Origin of the sequence: Streptomyces sp. NBC_00647 (genome assembly GCF_045207245.1) — a bacterium.
Taxonomy (GTDB): domain Bacteria; phylum Actinomycetota; class Actinomycetes; order Streptomycetales; family Streptomycetaceae; genus Streptomyces.
This window is the reverse complement of the sequence record NZ_CP109040.1, coordinates 10505590-10521104: the sequence shown is the minus strand read 5'-3', so window position 1 is coordinate 10521104 and position 15515 is coordinate 10505590. Positions and strand designations below refer to the sequence as shown.

Here is a 15515-nt window from a genome sequence, read left to right as displayed (position 1 = left end):
TCCGTCCCGGGTGTCGGCCTGCCGCCGACCGGGCGTGATCGCCCTGTCGACGGGGCTGATCGCGGCCGGGCTGATGGCGCTGTCGGCGTGCAGTTCATCCGACGGAAAGGATGAGGCGACGGACAAGCCCTCGACGGTCTCGAAGTCGTCGACAGCGCCCGCCACCTCTGATCCGAAGGAGGCTGCGCAGAAGGAAGCGATCGCAGCGTACGAGGCGTACTGGCGGGAGATGGAAAAGCTCTACGCCGACTCCAGTGGCAAGGGCGCACGTCTTGATAGGTACGCGGCGTCCGCGGCCTTGAAGAAGGCCGAGACAGACGCCAAGCGCGCTCGTGACGGCGGCCTCATCTACGTCGGCCACGTCACGGTCACCGACCCTACGGTCACCAAGGTCGACGTCTCGGGGAAGATCCCGAACGCGACCATCTCCAACTGCCTGGACATCTCACGTTGGCGGACCGTCGACGCCAAATCCAAGAAGCCGGTGAAACTCCCGGCCAACCGGCTGACGAAGTACGTAGTCGTCTCCACCGTCGAGAAGTACCCGGCAGGCTGGCGGGTCACCAGTGATGATCCCCAGGGGAAGTCATGCTGACCGCCCGTATCGCGATCACCACGGTGACTGTCTTAGGCGCAGCGCTCGCCGCCCCCTCGACAGCTACGCGGCAGGCACCGCGGAGGGCGACGGCGGAGTCAAGTGCGGCAGGTGGAACTGCGAGGTCGAGGTCGACATCCCAGGGCAGGGCTCCGGTGGCCAAGCCGGTGGCAACGGCAGCACGGGAGGAAAGAACGGCTCGTCACACGGCAACGACGACGGTTCTGACGAGAACGCTGACGGTAACCGCCAAAGTGTCGAAATCGTCTGGACGATGGGCGACGACTCCATCGTGACGTGCACCGGCCCCGGTACGCCCTACACAGCGTCGAAGGGCATGGCCGAGTCTCCAACCTGCAGACACCTGTACTCCAAGACCTCGGCTGGTAGCCAGAGCGGCAAGTTCCCGGTGACCGCGACCTCGACGTGGACGATGCAATTGGCAGGGCGGCGGACAAGCCGGCCAGCTCACCGAGATCCGGCAAACCAATGTGCAGGTGGCCGTCGGCGAAGTTCAGGTCGTCAGGTAACGCGCCCGGGAGGACAGTACAGTGCGCAAGACCGAAGAACGTGTAGGTACAGCCCCGAACGACGTCCCTCAGCAGGGATGCGCGACAGGACCGGTGGCACCGCCCCGGGTGTCGGCCCGCCGCCGTCCGGGCGTGTTTTCCCTATCGCTGGGGCTGATCACGGCTGGCCTGATGGCGCTGTCCGCGTGTAGCAGTGACGGGGGTTCCGACAGCCCCGCAAAGCAGCCATCGGCCACGAGCAGTTCGGCACACCCGTCGGCGTCGCCGAGCGCCGACCCCCAGACCGCTGGACGCAAGGATGTGCTGGCGACCTACAGCGCGTTCTGGGACGAGCAAGTCAAGGCCTACAACCAGGCGGACATCAAAGGCACCGACCTGAAGAAGTACGCCACCAAGAAGGCGCTAGGCCAGGCCATGGTCGACGTCCTGGTCATGCAGCAGGCGGGCACCGCCACTAAGGGCGCCCCCACGCACCGGGCCGAGGTCACGTCCCTGACGCTGACCGAATCGGTCCCCAAGGCGACTGTGCGGGACTGCCTGGACATCTCTCACTGGAACACGATCAAGAAGAAGTCGGGGCAGGTGAAGCCATTCCCGTCGGCGCAGCCCCTGCGCTACATGACCACGGCCAAGGCGGAGAGATGGGGGAAACAGTGGCTGATCGCAGAGGTCACACCGGATGGGAAGCAGACATGCTGAGACGCCCCGTTTTAGCGCTCTTCTTAGCGGATGCCGCCACCGCCGTCTGCATCGCCCCCAGCGTCGCGAGTGACGACGATCCTGTCATCGGCGGTGACTGCGAGGGCGTGGGCCAGTACGTAACCGTGTGCCGGGAGCAGCCCGGATCGCCAGGCGGAGCCCATCCCAGCGGAGATCCGGGCAAGCATTCTGGCAAGAGAAGCCCAAGCCGCAGATCTGTGCGGTGGAGCGCCTCGATCCCCAGCCTCCCGCGAGCGGTCCGGCGTGGAAGGGGCACAAGCCGGGTGACGGCGCCATCTACACACGGGTCTGCATCAGTGATGCCCTCGGGGCGAGGAATTGGACGTTGAGCGAGCGGTGCCGGGACGCGGGCCGTCTCGCGCATCGGGAGTGCCTGCGTGGTCGAGGGGATCGGGGACTTCAACCTGGACGACCTGAACCTGGTACGCCACCGGTTCCCGGGCAGGCGCGTCACGCTCGACGGAGACGTGATCACCGTGTGGCCGACCGCCCACCGACCACTCATCGCTTCCGGTGAATGCTCGCGTTCATCCACCCCCTTCATTCGACATTCAACTGCCGAAATTCCCGAGCAAAGGTACACGACTACAAATCGACTTCTGGTTTCGGAAGTGACCGAATACGTCCCGAGTTATGCACGTGAACTCGCTTACTCAGGTGGGAAGTTGACTGGCATCTGCGTAATCTTGCGGCTACGCAAACGCATCACCGCAGCTCGACCAGGCCGCGGAGGGTGCACCGTCGCCCTGCCCAGGCGTTCAGGGCAGCGGCCATCTCGCACCGCGTCTCACGGGGGGACAACGTGACACAAGCACCACGACGCCCGTCAGGGCCTGCTTCTGTTCGCATCCAAGCGACCGCCGCGCTACTCGTGAGCGGGCTGATGGCCTTGGCCGCCTGCGGAAGTGGCGACGACTCCGGGAGAACCGAGGAGAGTCCCTCCACGCGAACCAGCGCCCCGGCCCCCGCAACATCTTCGGCCGACCCAGAGGCGACCGCCAGGCTGCAACTCCTGAGCACCTATCGGCACTACTGGGACGAGAAGGCCGCCGCCTACTCCAAGGCGAGCATGAGCGGCACCGAGCTGGAGAGGTACGCCAAGGGCAACGCGCTGGGCCTGGCGCAGAGCGATCTGAAGAACCTCAAGACGTCCGGGCAGATAACGGCGGGCAAACCCCGGATCGATCCGAAGGTCACCAGCCTGGATCTGCAGAAGAAGGTTCCACTGGCAAAGATCACCGACTGTGTTGACGTCTCGACATGGAAGGTCCTGGACGCCAAGACGAAGAGCGAAGTGGCCCTGCCCAAGAACCGCCGCACCAAGTACGTGAGCAACGTGACCGCAGAGAAGTGGGGGAAGCGGTGGATCGTTCTGGACGTCAAACCGCAAGACCACGCATGCTGAGCCACATTGCAGACACCGTCGGCGCCGCGCTCTTACTGGCCGCGGCGGCCACGACGACCGCGGCCGCCGCTCCTGATCCGAAGCCGTCGACCGGCGTCGGTAGTTGCACCATCGTCGAGATCTGCGTCGGCGCCGGGGTCGGCGGATCGCAAGGATCGGACGACGGCAAATCCCCGCCCCCGGGCAAGGGCACTGGCAAGCCGCCCGTGCCGGGACCGTGCATCGTGACCCGGATGGATCCGCAGCCCCCGGCCGGAAGTTCGGTGTGGGATGGGCACGATCCCGGCGACGGCGCCATCTACACCCGGATCTGCCCGCTGGCCATCGCCGGCGCGGGAGCCGCCGGAGGTCTGATGGGACCGCCGGAAACCTTCTGGTCGGCCACCCCGCCCGCCGCCACCATCGACCCTGCACAACTGGCACAGCAGGCGCTCGACAAGATGACGCTCCTAGGACCGGACATCGCCAGCCCGGCCACGGCCGGCAAGTACGTCGTCGGTCTGCCGATGTGGATGTGGGTGAACAAAAGCCAGACCTCTTACGGCCCGAACACCGCCAGTGCATCCGCTGGCGGTGTGACCGTGACCGCAACCGCCACCGTCGCAAAGATCGTCTGGAAGACGGGCGACGGCTCAGCCGTCACCTGTAACGGGCCTGGCACGCCGTACAAAGCCGCCTACGGCAAACAGGAGTCCCCTACCTGCGGCCACACCTACACCAGTACCTCGGCCTCGCAGGCCGACGGCAAATACACGGTGACCGCTACGTCGACGTGGACGGTGGACTGGCAGGTGGCCGGCGGCGGCGAGACCGGCCAACTCAGCGCGATCAGGCAGTCTCAGGAACAGGTAGCGATCGGCGAACTGCAGGTCGTCAGGTAGGGCCGCCGGAAGGAATACGACGTTGAGCAAGACGAAGGAATCAACAGCGGTGGCCGACCGTGGGCTGCCACCGCAGGGCAAAGCGGCTGGCCCCGCCAGCCCGCCCCGAGTGTCGGCCCGCCGCCGTCCGGGCGTGATCGCTCTGTCGCTGGGGCTGATCACGGCCGGCCTGACGGCGCTGTCTGCGTGCAGCAACGACAGAGACTCGGGCGACAGCGCCAAGCCGTCAGCCATGCCGCCGTCTGCCGTGTCGCCGAACTCGCCGTCGCCGAGTCCGAGCACTTCTGAGTCGGTAGACCAAGCCGCCGTCCTTAACGCGTACAGCCGTATGTGGGACGAGCAGGTCAAGGCGTATGCGAAGGGTGACACGAAAGGAACAGACCTCAGCCAGTACGCCGCGGCGCTCGCATTGTCGGGCACCGAGGACGATCTGAAGGACCTGCGGTCGAAGGGCATCGTGACCACCGGCGCGCCTGCGCACAAGACCGCGGTCGACGCGCTGGAGATGGACAAGAAGGTTCCCCACGCGATGCTGACGGACTGCATGGACAGCGCCAACTGGGAGTTCGTCTACCGCAAGTCCGGCAAGCCCGTGGAAATGCCGAAGGACCGGCTCGTTCGCTACGTGACGAAGGTCGAAGCAGAGAAGTGGGGGAAGCAGTGGAAGATCGTGGACGTCGTTCCACAGCAGCGCGCCTGCTGACACACGTTGGCCTCGGTCTGGCCACTGCGGTGGTGGCGTCGCTAGTTGCTCCGGCGCAGGCCTTAGCCAGCCCGCCGGAAGGCGGCGGCTGTGGCAGCGCGGGCAAGTGGGTGGTGTGCGAAGCGGACGACGGCTCATCGGCCTCGGGATCTGGTTCACAGCCTGCCGATACCGGAAGTGGCAACACCAGCAAACCCGTATGTAGCGTCAAGAAGCTGCAGCCGCAGCCCCCGCCGGGAAGCATGTATTGGGAGGACAAGTCCTCCAAGGACGGGGCCGTGTACGAGCGCAGATGCGAGAACGGCCCAGGCGGAGCCCCGGTCATCGACACGTTCGTCGCCGACACACCACCAGGTGAACCCGCCGTCGACCCTGCCGTGGTCGCGCAACAGGCCGTCGCAAAGATGAAACTCGCCGGCCCCGAGATCGCCAGCCCGCGCGCAGCCGGCACGTACATCGTGGGCGTCCCGATGTGGATGTGGGTGCACAAGGGCCCCACCACGTACGGGCCGAATACCGCCTCAGCCACGGCGGGAGGCGTGACGGTGACCGCGACAGCCAAGGTGACGAAGATCGTCTGGCGGATGGGTGACGGATCAACCGTGACCTGCAACGGACCCGGTACGAGGTACACGGCTTTCTACGGCAAGCAGGCGTCGCCGACCTGCGGCCACACCTACAGCCGCACGTCCGCCGACCAGAAAGGTGGGAAGTACCCCGTCGCCGCGACCGCTACCTGGGCGGTCGACTGGCAGGTCAACGGCGGTGGTGGGACGGGCCAGTTCACCGAGGCCAGGCAGTCGCAGGCGCAGGTAGCAATCGGCGAGGTACAGGTCGTCAGGTAGGCCGCCGGAAGGAATACGACGTTGAGTAAGACGAAGGAATCAACAGCGGTGGCCGACCGTGGGCTGCCACCGCAGGGCAGAGCGGCTGGCCCCGTCAGCCCGCCCCGAGTGTCGGCGCGCCGCCGCCGTCCCGGCGTGATCGCCCTGTCTTTGGGGCTGATCGCGGCGGGCGGTGCTGGCGTGGCGGTCCTGCTGCTCCAGGTTGGGCACCGCACCGAGGTCGTCACTGTGGTCCGTGACGTGCAGGTCGGCCAGGTTCTCACCGAGCAGGACCTGGGCAAGGCGTCCATCGCCCTGGACCCGGCGGTGAAGGCGGTTCATGCCAGTGACCTGGACCAGGTGGTGGGCAAGCGGGCCGCCGTAGAGCTCAGGCCCGGCTCGATTCTGGCCCCGTCGCAGGTGACCAAGGACAGTCTCGTGAAGGCGGGCGAGCAGCTGGTGCCGATCGGGCTCAAGCCGGAGCAGATCCCGGCGACGGTGCTGGTGCCGGGCCAGAAGGTCCAGCTGGTCCATGTGCCCGTCCAGGGCGAGACCGGGACGGGCAAGGCATCGGATAGCCCGCCGCAGACGCTCCCCGGCCGCGTGGTGAAGGCCTCCGGCGCAGCCCCGGGTACTGGGGTCGTGGTCGTCGACGTCGCGACGTCGGCCGATGATGGGCCGACTGTGGCGGCGTGGGTGTCGGCTGGCACGCTGCGTCTGGTCCTCGCTGCTCCGGACGGCCGCTGATGGCGGTGATAGCACTCGCCGGGTGCAGCGGGGCGCCTGGTGTGACGACGAGCGCGCTCGCGCTGCTGCTGGCCTGGCCGTTGGAGCCGGGGCGGCGGATGATTTTGGCCGAGTGTGATCCGGACGGCGGGGCTGTGTTGCACGGGTTGTTGCAGGGCACGCTCGGTGACCGGTACGGGCTGCCCAATCTGTCGGTGGCGGCGCGCAAGGGCGAGTTCGGTGAGGCGTTCTGGCGCCAGTTGATCGACTTGAACGGCGAGGACGGTCCGCGGGACTCGTCGCCTGACCGGCTGCTGCTGCCGGGCATCACCGATCCCGGGCAGGCCGCGAGTCTCGGTTCGGTGTGGAAGGCCCTGGCGCAGATGTTCCGCGGTATCGAAGCGGAGCACGGCCACGATGTCCTGCTCGACCTCGGCCGCCGCGGCGCGTTCGGCCCGTCCGGTGTCCTGGCCGAGCAGGCCGACGCGGTGCTGGTGGTGGTGCGCAACACCTTGCGCTGCCTGCAGGCGGCGCAAGGGCGGGTGCGCCAGTTGGAGGAGCGGGTCGGAGACGTGGGGCTGTTGGTCATCGATGAGGGTCCCTACCCGGCGGGCGAAGTCCAGCGGGTGCTGCAGGCTCCGGTGGTGGCGACGCTGCCCTACGCGCCGAAGGACGCCCGTGTTCTGTCCGATGGTGATGAGCAGTCGCGGCACTTCACCAGGTCAAATCTGATGAAGGCGGCTCGAACGACTGGCGCCCTGCTGGTGCAGCGGGCTGCTGTCCGGCGTGCTCGCCTCGATCCGCGTGCCGCGTTCGCTTCGGGGGTGCCCGGTGCGCGGTAGGCCCTTGCACGCCGACCCTACGGTGGCCCCGCCGCCCGGTCCTCGCCCGGCCAAGGCGGCACCTGCCGGTGCCGGTGCTGCCGCAAGTACGCACGCACTCGGCAGCTCAACGCCGCAGGTCACGGTGGACTATCGGGTTGCCCGGCACATTGCCGCCCAAGTGGCCAAGCAGCGTGAGGAACTGCTGAAGAGCACGCCGGACATGGACCGGGCCGGCGAGGAGCAGCGCTGTCTGGACTGGATCAATGAGGCGGTCGCGCTGTGGTCGGATGCCCAGGCGATGACGCCGCAGCAGGACGAGGCTCTGCGCCGTGGCGTCTATGACCTGCTCTTTAGGGCGGGCCGGCTTCAGCCGTACTTGGACGATGAGCGGGTCGAGGACATCATCATCCAGGGCCCGAGTGAGGTGTGGCTGGACTACGGCGACGGTGAGCGCCGCATGGTCGGGCCGATCGCCGACTCGGAGGAGGAATTGCTCGAGTTGTTGCGGGAGTTGGCTCGGGGTTCGGGGCACAACGAGCGGACTATCTCCACCGCGAACCCAACGCTCGCCCTGTCGTTGCAGGATGGTTCTCGCCTTCAGGCGATTACGGGTCTGGGGCCGATGACGTATGCGGTTATCCGCCGGCACCGGGTCTCCCAGGCCGATCTGGATCATCTGGTTCGTCTCGGCACGATCGATCCGGTGCTGCGGGAGTTCCTCGGGGCGTGCGTGCGCGCGGAGAAGAACATCATGATCGCGGGCAAGCAGAAGGCGGGTAAGACGACTCTGCTGCGGGCGATGCTTAAGGAGTTCGACCCAGAGACGCGGTTCGCGACCATTCAGACTGAGGATGAGCTGTTCGCCCATGCCAACGGCTATCACCGCCAGGTCGTCTCCCTGGTCGGCCGCGAGTCCAACGGCGAGCGCGACGTCACCGGTCGCAGTGCCGGTGAGGTCACTCTGCTGGACTTGATGCATCCGGCTTTGCGGATGTCGTTGGAGCGGATTGTGGTCGGTGAGGTCCGTGGCCCCGAGGTCGTGGCGATGATGCAGGCGCTGACGAATGGATCCGGCGGCAATCTGTGCACCATCCACGCTCGCCGACCCGACATCGTCTTCGACAGGATCGCCGAGCTGTACGCGCTCGCCCAGGAGAACCTGTCCGAGGCTCTGGCCTACCGGCAGACTGCGAACGGTCTGGACTTCGTCGTGTACGTCGACATGACTGATGAGACGCAGATCGGTGGCCGCCGTCACCGTTACGTCTCTCACGTCTTGGAGTTGACCGGGATCGGCGAGAACGGACGCCCGGCTACGAACGAGATCTTCTCCCCCGGCGCCGAGTTCGGTGAGTTGCGGGCGGTGCCGCGGATGGACCCGGGGTGCGTCGACGATCTGCGCCGCGTCGGCTTCGATTCCACCTTGCTCCAGCAGCCCTACGGGGCCTGGTCTGCGCCCTTGCCGCTCAGGGTGGTGGCTGGGCGATGACGCTGCTGTGGGCGCTGCTCAGCGGCATGACCCTGGTTGCCGGGCTGATCGGTGTCGTGGCGGGCCTGGTGGGTACAACGGCTCCGCGTCGGGCTCCGCTGCGCCAGCGATGGCTGGGCAGGCGGAACGGGCCCGGCCAGAGCGAGAATGCCCGGCTGCGCCGGCGGACTTTCACTGCCGCGGCGGTCGCTGTGTTCGTTGTGGTGTGGCTGGTCTCGGGGAACTTCGTGGGCGGTGCGCTGCTCGGTGCGGCCACGGTCGGCGTGCCGTGGCTGATCAGCCCGGCGCAGCTTGCGCAGGAACGCATCGGTGCGCTGGAGGGTTTGTCCGAGTGGACTCAGCGGCTGGCGGGTCTGCTCCGTCTGGGCATGGGCCTGGAGCAGGCGATGATCACCAGCCGTCAGGGGGCGCCGGAGGAACTCGCCGGGCAGATCACCAACCTGTCGGATCGGCTGAGGCTGGGCTGGCGGCCGCAGGAAGCGCTCCGCGCGTTCGCTGAGGAACTCGGCGACGTCACTGCGGACAAGGTGGTTGCCGCGCTCATCTTGTCGGTCAACGACCGGGGGCCGGGTCTGGCGCAGGCGTTGGAGGACCTGGCGGGCACGGTCCGTGAGGAGGTCGCCAAGAAGCGCGCCATCGAGGCGGACCGGGCGAAGCCTCGCACGACGGTGCGGTGGATGACCATCATCACGGTCGGTGTGGTGGTGGCCGGGTTCTTCGTCCCGTCCTACACACGCCCCTACTCCACGCTTCTCGGGCAGCTCGTACTCGCCTTCTTGACGGCCGGGTTCGTCGGTGTCCTCGCTCTGATGCGGCAGTTGGGCAACTTTCGCCGCATCCCGCGCTTCCTGGTCGCCGACCCGGCAAGCACCGTTCGGCTGCCCGCCCCCGCCCCCGCCTCGGAGCCGGACCAGCTGCAAAAGCCTGGCCGGTTGCCCGAAGGAGCCACCCCGTGAATCTGCTTCCTGTCGTGGCGTCCGGTGGCACAGTCGGCGCGGGCCTGGCCCTGCTGATTCGTGAACTGCTGCGCCCTCAGCCCGCATTGGCGCCGGCTCTCGCACGCAGCGCCCCGGCGACGTTGACCATGCCGGAGCCGGAGCTGGACCGTGACGAGGTGTGGGGCCGGTGGCTGCTGGCTCGCCTTGAACGGCTTCCGGGTGTTCGGGTGCCTGCCGTCAATCTGGCGTTGATCGGGCAGGGTCCGGGTCAGTTCATGCTCAAGAAGGTGGCGTTGGCCGCGCTGGGCCTGCTGTGCCCGGTGATCGCGACGATTCCGTGGATCATCGCCGGGGTGGGCCTGCCGTTCTACGTTCCCGCCGGCGTCGGACTCATCGTCGCCGGCCTGCTGTTCATCACCCCGGACCTCGCGGTGCGGGACCAGGCGAAGCGGGCGCGGGAGGAGTTCGCGCACGCCCTGTCCGCCTACTTGGACCTGGTCGCGCTCAAGCGCGCTGCTGACGCCGGCCCTGCGGAGGCGCTGGAGAAGGCCGCCGAGGTCGGCCGCGGCTGGCCCTTCCTGTTCCTGCAAGGTGCGCTGCGCCGGGCCAGGTTGGAGAAGATCCCGCCGTATCAGGCACTCACGGAGCTCGCCGCCGAATACAACCTGCCCGTCCTGGGCGACGTCGCCGACATCATGCGCGGCTCGGCGACCGACGGCGCCGCCGTCTACAAAGCGCTACGCGCCCGCACTGCCGCGCTCAATGCCGAACTCCTGGCCGATCAGGCCGCTGAGGCGAATGCCGCCAGCGAGAAGATGACCGCCCCGGGCGCCCTGCTCGCCGTGCTGGTGATGCTGCTGATGGCCTTCCCCGCGGTGATCCGCATGCTGACCGTCTGAGACCAAGTCGACCCACCCATGCTTCAGAGAGGAAGAGGAAGAGATCATGAGGAACACCGCAGCCCGCACGTACCGTGCCGTGTACTGGCTGACGAGCCGTCTGCAGGACGGGCTGGAGGAGGCCAGGCGCCGGCCGGACCGTGGGGACATCAGCACGACCACCGTCATCATCTGGGTGGCTGCCGTCACCGGTGCTGTGCTCATCGCGGGAAGCATCGCCGTGGTGATTGCCAAGTACAACGGCAAGCTCTCGGGCCTTTGATGTCGGCTCCCGCACGGCTGATGGATTGGTGGCAGGGGCGGCGCTGGAGCGATGACCGGGGTGACACGTCCATCCAGATGGCGATCGTCTTCCCCTTCGTACTGCTCGCCACGATCGCCGTCGTCCAGGCGTCCATGTGGTACTTCGCCCGGCAGATCGCCCTGACCGCTGCCCGCGAAGGGGCCGGCGTCGCCCGCGCTTACCAGGCCGGCCCCGGTGACGGAGCGGCCCGGGCACGGGACGTCCTGGAACGGACAGCGGGTGACAGCCTGCGCGGCTACAGCGTCGCTGCTGGCAGCGACGGGCAGCGGGTGCGGGTGCAGGTCTCCGGGACAGCCATGTCGATGATCCCTGGCGTGGCCGGGTTGCAGGTCACCCAGTCCGCGTCCGGAGCGGTGGAACGCTGGACGGTCCCAGGGGAGTGAGCAGTATGCGAGTGGCCTGGTGGCCTGGCGGTCGCCGCGATGATGGCAGTGTCGCGATTGAGGCTGCCATCGTCCTCCCGTCCTTGATCATGTTCTTGTGTCTGGCCATCGCCGGCGGGCGGATCGTCACCTCGAGCGCAAAGGTTGACGCGGCTGCCGAGGATGCAGCGCGGGAGGCGTCCATCCACCGCACTGCGGCCTCCGCACAGAGTGCTGCGCGGGCAGCGGCAGCAGAATCCCTGAACGACCAGGGCATCGCCTGCTCGTCAACGAGCGTGCACGTCAACACCGGTGGCCTCAGTGTGCCGGTGGGCCAGGTCGGGACGGTGACCGTGACGGTGAGCTGCACCGTCCAGTTGTCCGATCTTCTGCTGCCGGGGGCGCCGGGTGCCCGGACGCTGACGTCCACGGCGACGTCGGTCGTGGATCTGTACCGGCAGCGGGGGGCCTGATGATCTTCCGGTGTGCGATAGGCCCCTGCGCGCGTGATGACCGTGGGGGTGTCACGGTGTTCGTCGCCGTGTGCGTGCTCGCGCTGATCGGCATCATCGGCGTGGCTGTCGATGGCGGGGCGAAGATGGCCGCCACCGAACGCGCCGACTACGTGGCGGGTGAGGCCGCCCGGGCGGGTGGCCAGGCCATCGATCCCGCCCGGGCCATCACGGGCAAGGCGATCACCGTCGATCCGCAGGACGCGCTGGCCGCCGCGCAGGCTTATCTGCGCTCTGTCGGGGCCGCGGGCACCGTCAGCGTGTCCGGTGACGGCAAGAAGGTCACTGTCACCGTGAACGGCTCCAGCGACACGGCCTTCCTGTCGGCCGTCGGGATCGGCTCGCTGCCGGTGACCGGCCATGCCACCGCCACCCTCTTGCACGGCGTCACAGCACCCGAAGGAACCTGATGCGCAACCGCACCCTTGGCCGGCTGTTCAAGGCCGTCGTGAGTCTGCTCGTCCTGGTCGTCGCGGTCGGCGGGCTGCCGCTGCTGCTGGCCTGGGTCACCCCGGTGATTTGGGCGTCCAGTCACGACGACCTGGCGCACCTGCTGGACCGGCAGGACACCGGGGCCGTGTTCTTGCTCGTGCTGGTCGTGGTCGGCTGGATCGGGTGGGCGCAGTTCACGTTCTGTACGCTGCGGGAGCTGGTCGCGCAGTTGCGCGGCCGCCGTTGGCAGGCCCCGCGCGGGCTGGGCGCCTCGCAGCGCGCCGCTGCTCTTCTGGTCGGGAGCATCCTGGTCTTGTTGCCTACGGGTTCGGCTCTGGCTTCCGATGCGCAGGCTGCGACAACCGCCTCGGCCACCCGCGTCCCTGGCCAGGCTCCTCAGACCTCACAGTCCTCCCGGGTTGTCCAAGCGTCTTCTGCTGCACAGGCGTCGAGCCCGTCGTACACGGTGCGCGAGATGCGGCCTGCGGAGAGCTTGTGGAGCATCGCTGAGCGGGAGTTGGGCGATGGGGAACGGTGGCGGGAGATCGCCGACCTGAACGAGGGGCATGCCATGGCCGGCGGGCACGTCTTTCGGTCCAACAGCTTCCTGCAGCCGGGCTGGAAGCTGGCCATGCCTGAAAGTCTGGGGCCTCAGGGACTGCGGGCGCAGACCGATGGGCGTGCGTCGGTGGCTGCTGAGAAGGGCGAGCGCGTCGTCACGGTTCATTCCGGTGACTCCCTGTCGAAGATTGCCGAGAATGAGGTCGGCGACGGCGGCGCGTGGCCCGCCCTGTTCGAGGCCAGCAAGGGCCAGCGGCAGCCGGACGGGCTGCCTGCTATCACCGATCCCGACATGATCTATGCGGGCCAGCACGTCACTGTGCCGGGCGCCCGCCCCGACCAGGACAGCCCGCCGGTGGACCGCCCGGGGAGCAACGGCAGCGAGCCGCCCTCCGCGTCACACACTCCGCCCGACCAAAAGCCCTCCGAGGGCCCCGGCGGGCAGGACGACATGCCAGCCGCAACGCCGAGTCAGAGCGCCGCGCCCCCATCGTCAGCCCCGAGGACGCCGTCAGCCTCGAGCACGCCGTCGGCCGCCAGCGCAGCCCCGCACGAGTCGGCGGAGCCCGCCGCCCCCACATCGCAGCCCGCCACCCCTTCTCCCGAGGGCGCCGAGCCGGCCCCGGCCACCAGCCTGCTGAATCTGCGTACCGTCGTGGGTGCCGGCGCGCTGTTGGCGGCCGCCGTTACTGCGGCCCTCGCGCTGCGTAGGACGCTGCAGCGCAGGCGCCGCAAGCCGGGCGAGACGATCGCCATCACAGCGCAGACCGCGCCCGCCGAGGCGCAGCTCGCGGCGGCCGCCGAACCCTCCGGTGTGGCTCACCTTGACGTGGTGCTGCGCACGATGGTCCACGCCGCTGAGCAGGACGGCCGGGCGGTGCCGGTCCTGCGGGCTGCGCGTCTGGATGCCCGCACCGTCCATGTGCTGCCCGATGACCTTGCGTCCGCACCGCAGGTGCCGTTCGTGGCGGGTGCAGCCGGTTGGTGGCGACTCGATGCCGGCGTCGAGCTCTTGGATGAGGAGAAGGCCCGCACGATTGCGGCGCCGTGTCCGGCCTTGGTCACGGTGGGCAGTGCGGAGTCCGGTGATCTCGTCCTGGCCGATCTGGCCCGGATGCCCGTCGTGTTGCTGGACGGCAATCCGGTGCATATCAGCGAGGTGTGCACGTCGCTGGCGCTGGAGTTGGGCATGAGCCCGTGGGCGCGGGATGTCGAGGTTGTCGCGGTCGGGTTCGGCGAGGACCTCCCGCACCTGCTGCCGAATTCCCGGATCGCGCACATGCGCCAGCCCGCGCACGCGCTGCGTGATCTGACCGAGCGGCTGCTGGAAGTTCACCAGATGCCCGAGACCGCCGACCACCCGTATGTGGTGCTGTGTGCGAGCGCGCTGGATGACGACACGGCCTGGCAGTTCGCCGACGTCCTGGGAAAGGCCCCGCAGATTCCGGTCACGTTGATCGCCCCGACCGGCACCACCGCAGGTCACTTCCCGGAGGCGGACATCCTCGCCGTCTCCGCGCAGACACCGCAGCGCTTCGACCCACTCGGCATCGACATCACCGTGCAGCGTCTGGAACACGCCGCCTACCAGCAGATCATCACCGCCCTCGCCGTCTCCGGGCAGCCCGCAAACGAGGCGGAGGGAGCCTGGCAGCACGTTCCTGGCGAGCCCAGCGCCACGGGGCGGCGGGCCGAGCCGAGCTCGCAGGAGGATCTGCCCGGCGACAACGGCACGATGTCCCCACCGGTCCAAAACGGCTCAGGAGCGGCCGGCTCGGACGCCGACGATGCCGTGTTCCCTGCCTTGTTGAAGGCGTCAGCCGATCCTGGCGCACTGTCGCTTGCGCACGCATTGCCTGCCGCCACCGGCGGCATCGAGCCCCTGCTGACGGTCGAAGAGGCGAGCACAGGCGAGGCAGACGCCAGCGGCGCACAACGAACGCAGACCCAGGCGCCCGCTGATGAGGATGCCGGCGAGGCGAGCGTCTCGCTGGACAGCGGTCCGGAGATCCGGGTGCTGGGGCCGGTGGATGTGGACGGTCTTGGCCGCACCGGTCATGGACCGCGCACCGCTCAGCTCGCCGCACTCCTCTACTTCCGCCCCAACCGCACTGCCGACGTCCTGTGCGCCGATATGGACCCGATCAGTCCCTGGTCGACTGCCACGCTCAACGCCCGTCTGCAGGGCCTGCGCCGAGCGTTGGGCAACGATGCGAACGGCGAGGCGTACGTGCCGCGCCGCCGCCACGCAGACGACCCCTACACGCTCGCCGACGGCGTGCGGTGCGACTGGACCCGCTTCGTCCAACTCGCCGAACGGGCACTGCCCCAGGGTCCGCTAGGGCTGGCGGACCTGGAGGAGGCTCTGTCCCTCGTGCGGGGGCGCCCCTTCGGTACTCGGGCGCCGGCGTGGGCCGAGCCGCACCAGCAGGAGATGACCACCCGCATCATCGACGTCGCCCACACCATCGCCACCCACCGCACGCAGAAGGGCGTTCACTACGATCTCGGCGCCGCACGCAAAGCCATCGTGACCGGCCTTGACGTTGATGAGACAGCGGAACTGCTGTACCGGGACTGGCTGATCGTCGAATGGATGGCCGGGAACCGGCCCGGCCTGCACACCGCGATCACCCGCATCCAACACGTCACGCAGGCTCTCGACTGCGACCTCGAGCTGGAAACCGAACAGCTCATCCAAGAGCTCCTCACCACCAGCCGCAAGGCCCCCACCCCATGATCACTTCTCAGTGGATCGGCCACCCAGGCCAGACCGAGGCCCAGACTCCCACCCCCACCCATGGCACAGC

Annotated in this window: 16 protein-coding genes; all 16 read left to right on the top strand. The window is 68.3% G+C overall.

All coding sequences use genetic code 11. The annotated features are described in order from the left end of the window. Positions 1 to 34 precede the first annotated feature (34 nt). Positions 35 to 595: a hypothetical protein gene (locus OG788_RS46315; protein WP_406368390.1), complete on the top strand. Its 561-nt coding sequence runs from the start codon at positions 35 to 37 to the stop codon at positions 593 to 595. An 830-nt stretch (positions 596 to 1425) separates the two neighbouring features. After that, positions 1426 to 1824, top strand: coding sequence for a hypothetical protein (locus OG788_RS46310; protein WP_406368392.1), 399 nt, complete (start codon positions 1426 to 1428; stop codon positions 1822 to 1824). Between the two features lie 904 nt (positions 1825 to 2728). Further along, on the top strand, positions 2729 to 3250 hold the full coding sequence (locus OG788_RS46305; RefSeq protein ID WP_406368394.1) for a hypothetical protein: 522 nt from the start codon (positions 2729 to 2731) through the stop codon (positions 3248 to 3250). Further along, on the top strand, positions 3244 to 4131 hold the full coding sequence (locus OG788_RS46300) for an ATP/GTP-binding protein (protein WP_406368396.1): 888 nt from the start codon (positions 3244 to 3246) through the stop codon (positions 4129 to 4131). Before OG788_RS46305 ends, OG788_RS46300 begins: the two co-directional genes overlap by 7 nt. Before the next feature lie 22 nt (positions 4132 to 4153). Then, positions 4154 to 4834, top strand: a complete 681-nt coding sequence (locus OG788_RS46295) for a hypothetical protein (protein ID WP_406368397.1) — start codon at positions 4154 to 4156, stop codon at positions 4832 to 4834. A gap of 278 nt (positions 4835 to 5112) precedes the next feature. Continuing rightward, a complete protein-coding gene (locus tag OG788_RS46290; protein ID WP_406368399.1) occupies positions 5113 to 5679 on the top strand; it encodes an ATP/GTP-binding protein in 567 nt (188 codons plus the stop codon). 135 nt (positions 5680 to 5814) lie between these two features. After that, on the top strand, positions 5815 to 6405 hold the full coding sequence (locus OG788_RS46285; protein WP_406368401.1) for an SAF domain-containing protein: 591 nt from the start codon (positions 5815 to 5817) through the stop codon (positions 6403 to 6405). Next, positions 6405 to 7226 carry a hypothetical protein gene (locus tag OG788_RS46280; RefSeq protein ID WP_406368402.1) on the top strand — a complete coding sequence of 274 codons (822 nt, stop codon included), beginning with the start codon at positions 6405 to 6407 and terminating at the stop codon, positions 7224 to 7226. Before OG788_RS46285 ends, OG788_RS46280 begins: the two co-directional genes overlap by 1 nt. After that, positions 7216 to 8697 (top strand): CpaF family protein, encoded by a 1482-nt coding sequence (locus tag OG788_RS46275; RefSeq protein ID WP_406376640.1) that lies wholly within the window; start codon positions 7216 to 7218, stop codon positions 8695 to 8697. The genes OG788_RS46280 and OG788_RS46275 overlap by 11 nt, the downstream gene beginning before the upstream one ends. Further along, positions 8694 to 9653 carry a type II secretion system F family protein gene (locus OG788_RS46270; RefSeq protein ID WP_406368404.1) on the top strand — a complete coding sequence of 320 codons (960 nt, stop codon included), beginning with the start codon at positions 8694 to 8696 and terminating at the stop codon, positions 9651 to 9653. Before OG788_RS46275 ends, OG788_RS46270 begins: the two co-directional genes overlap by 4 nt. Further along, a complete protein-coding gene (locus OG788_RS46265) occupies positions 9650 to 10534 on the top strand; it encodes a type II secretion system F family protein (protein ID WP_406368406.1) in 885 nt (294 codons plus the stop codon). The genes OG788_RS46270 and OG788_RS46265 overlap by 4 nt, the downstream gene beginning before the upstream one ends. 46 nt (positions 10535 to 10580) lie before the next feature. Beyond that, positions 10581 to 10796, top strand: coding sequence for a hypothetical protein (locus OG788_RS46260; RefSeq protein ID WP_266766103.1), 216 nt, complete (start codon positions 10581 to 10583; stop codon positions 10794 to 10796). Positions 10797 to 10816: 20 nt separating this feature from the next. Beyond that, positions 10817 to 11221, top strand: coding sequence for a TadE family protein (locus tag OG788_RS46255; RefSeq protein WP_406368408.1), 405 nt, complete (start codon positions 10817 to 10819; stop codon positions 11219 to 11221). Positions 11222 to 11226: 5 nt separating this feature from the next. Beyond that, on the top strand, positions 11227 to 11673 hold the full coding sequence (locus OG788_RS46250; RefSeq protein ID WP_406368410.1) for a TadE family protein: 447 nt from the start codon (positions 11227 to 11229) through the stop codon (positions 11671 to 11673). Then, positions 11673 to 12122 (top strand): TadE/TadG family type IV pilus assembly protein, encoded by a 450-nt coding sequence (locus OG788_RS46245; protein WP_406368411.1) that lies wholly within the window; start codon positions 11673 to 11675, stop codon positions 12120 to 12122. Before OG788_RS46250 ends, OG788_RS46245 begins: the two co-directional genes overlap by 1 nt. Further along, positions 12122 to 15445, top strand: a complete 3324-nt coding sequence (locus OG788_RS46240; protein ID WP_406368413.1) for a hypothetical protein — start codon at positions 12122 to 12124, stop codon at positions 15443 to 15445. The genes OG788_RS46245 and OG788_RS46240 overlap by 1 nt, the downstream gene beginning before the upstream one ends. Positions 15446 to 15515: the final 70 nt, after the last annotated feature.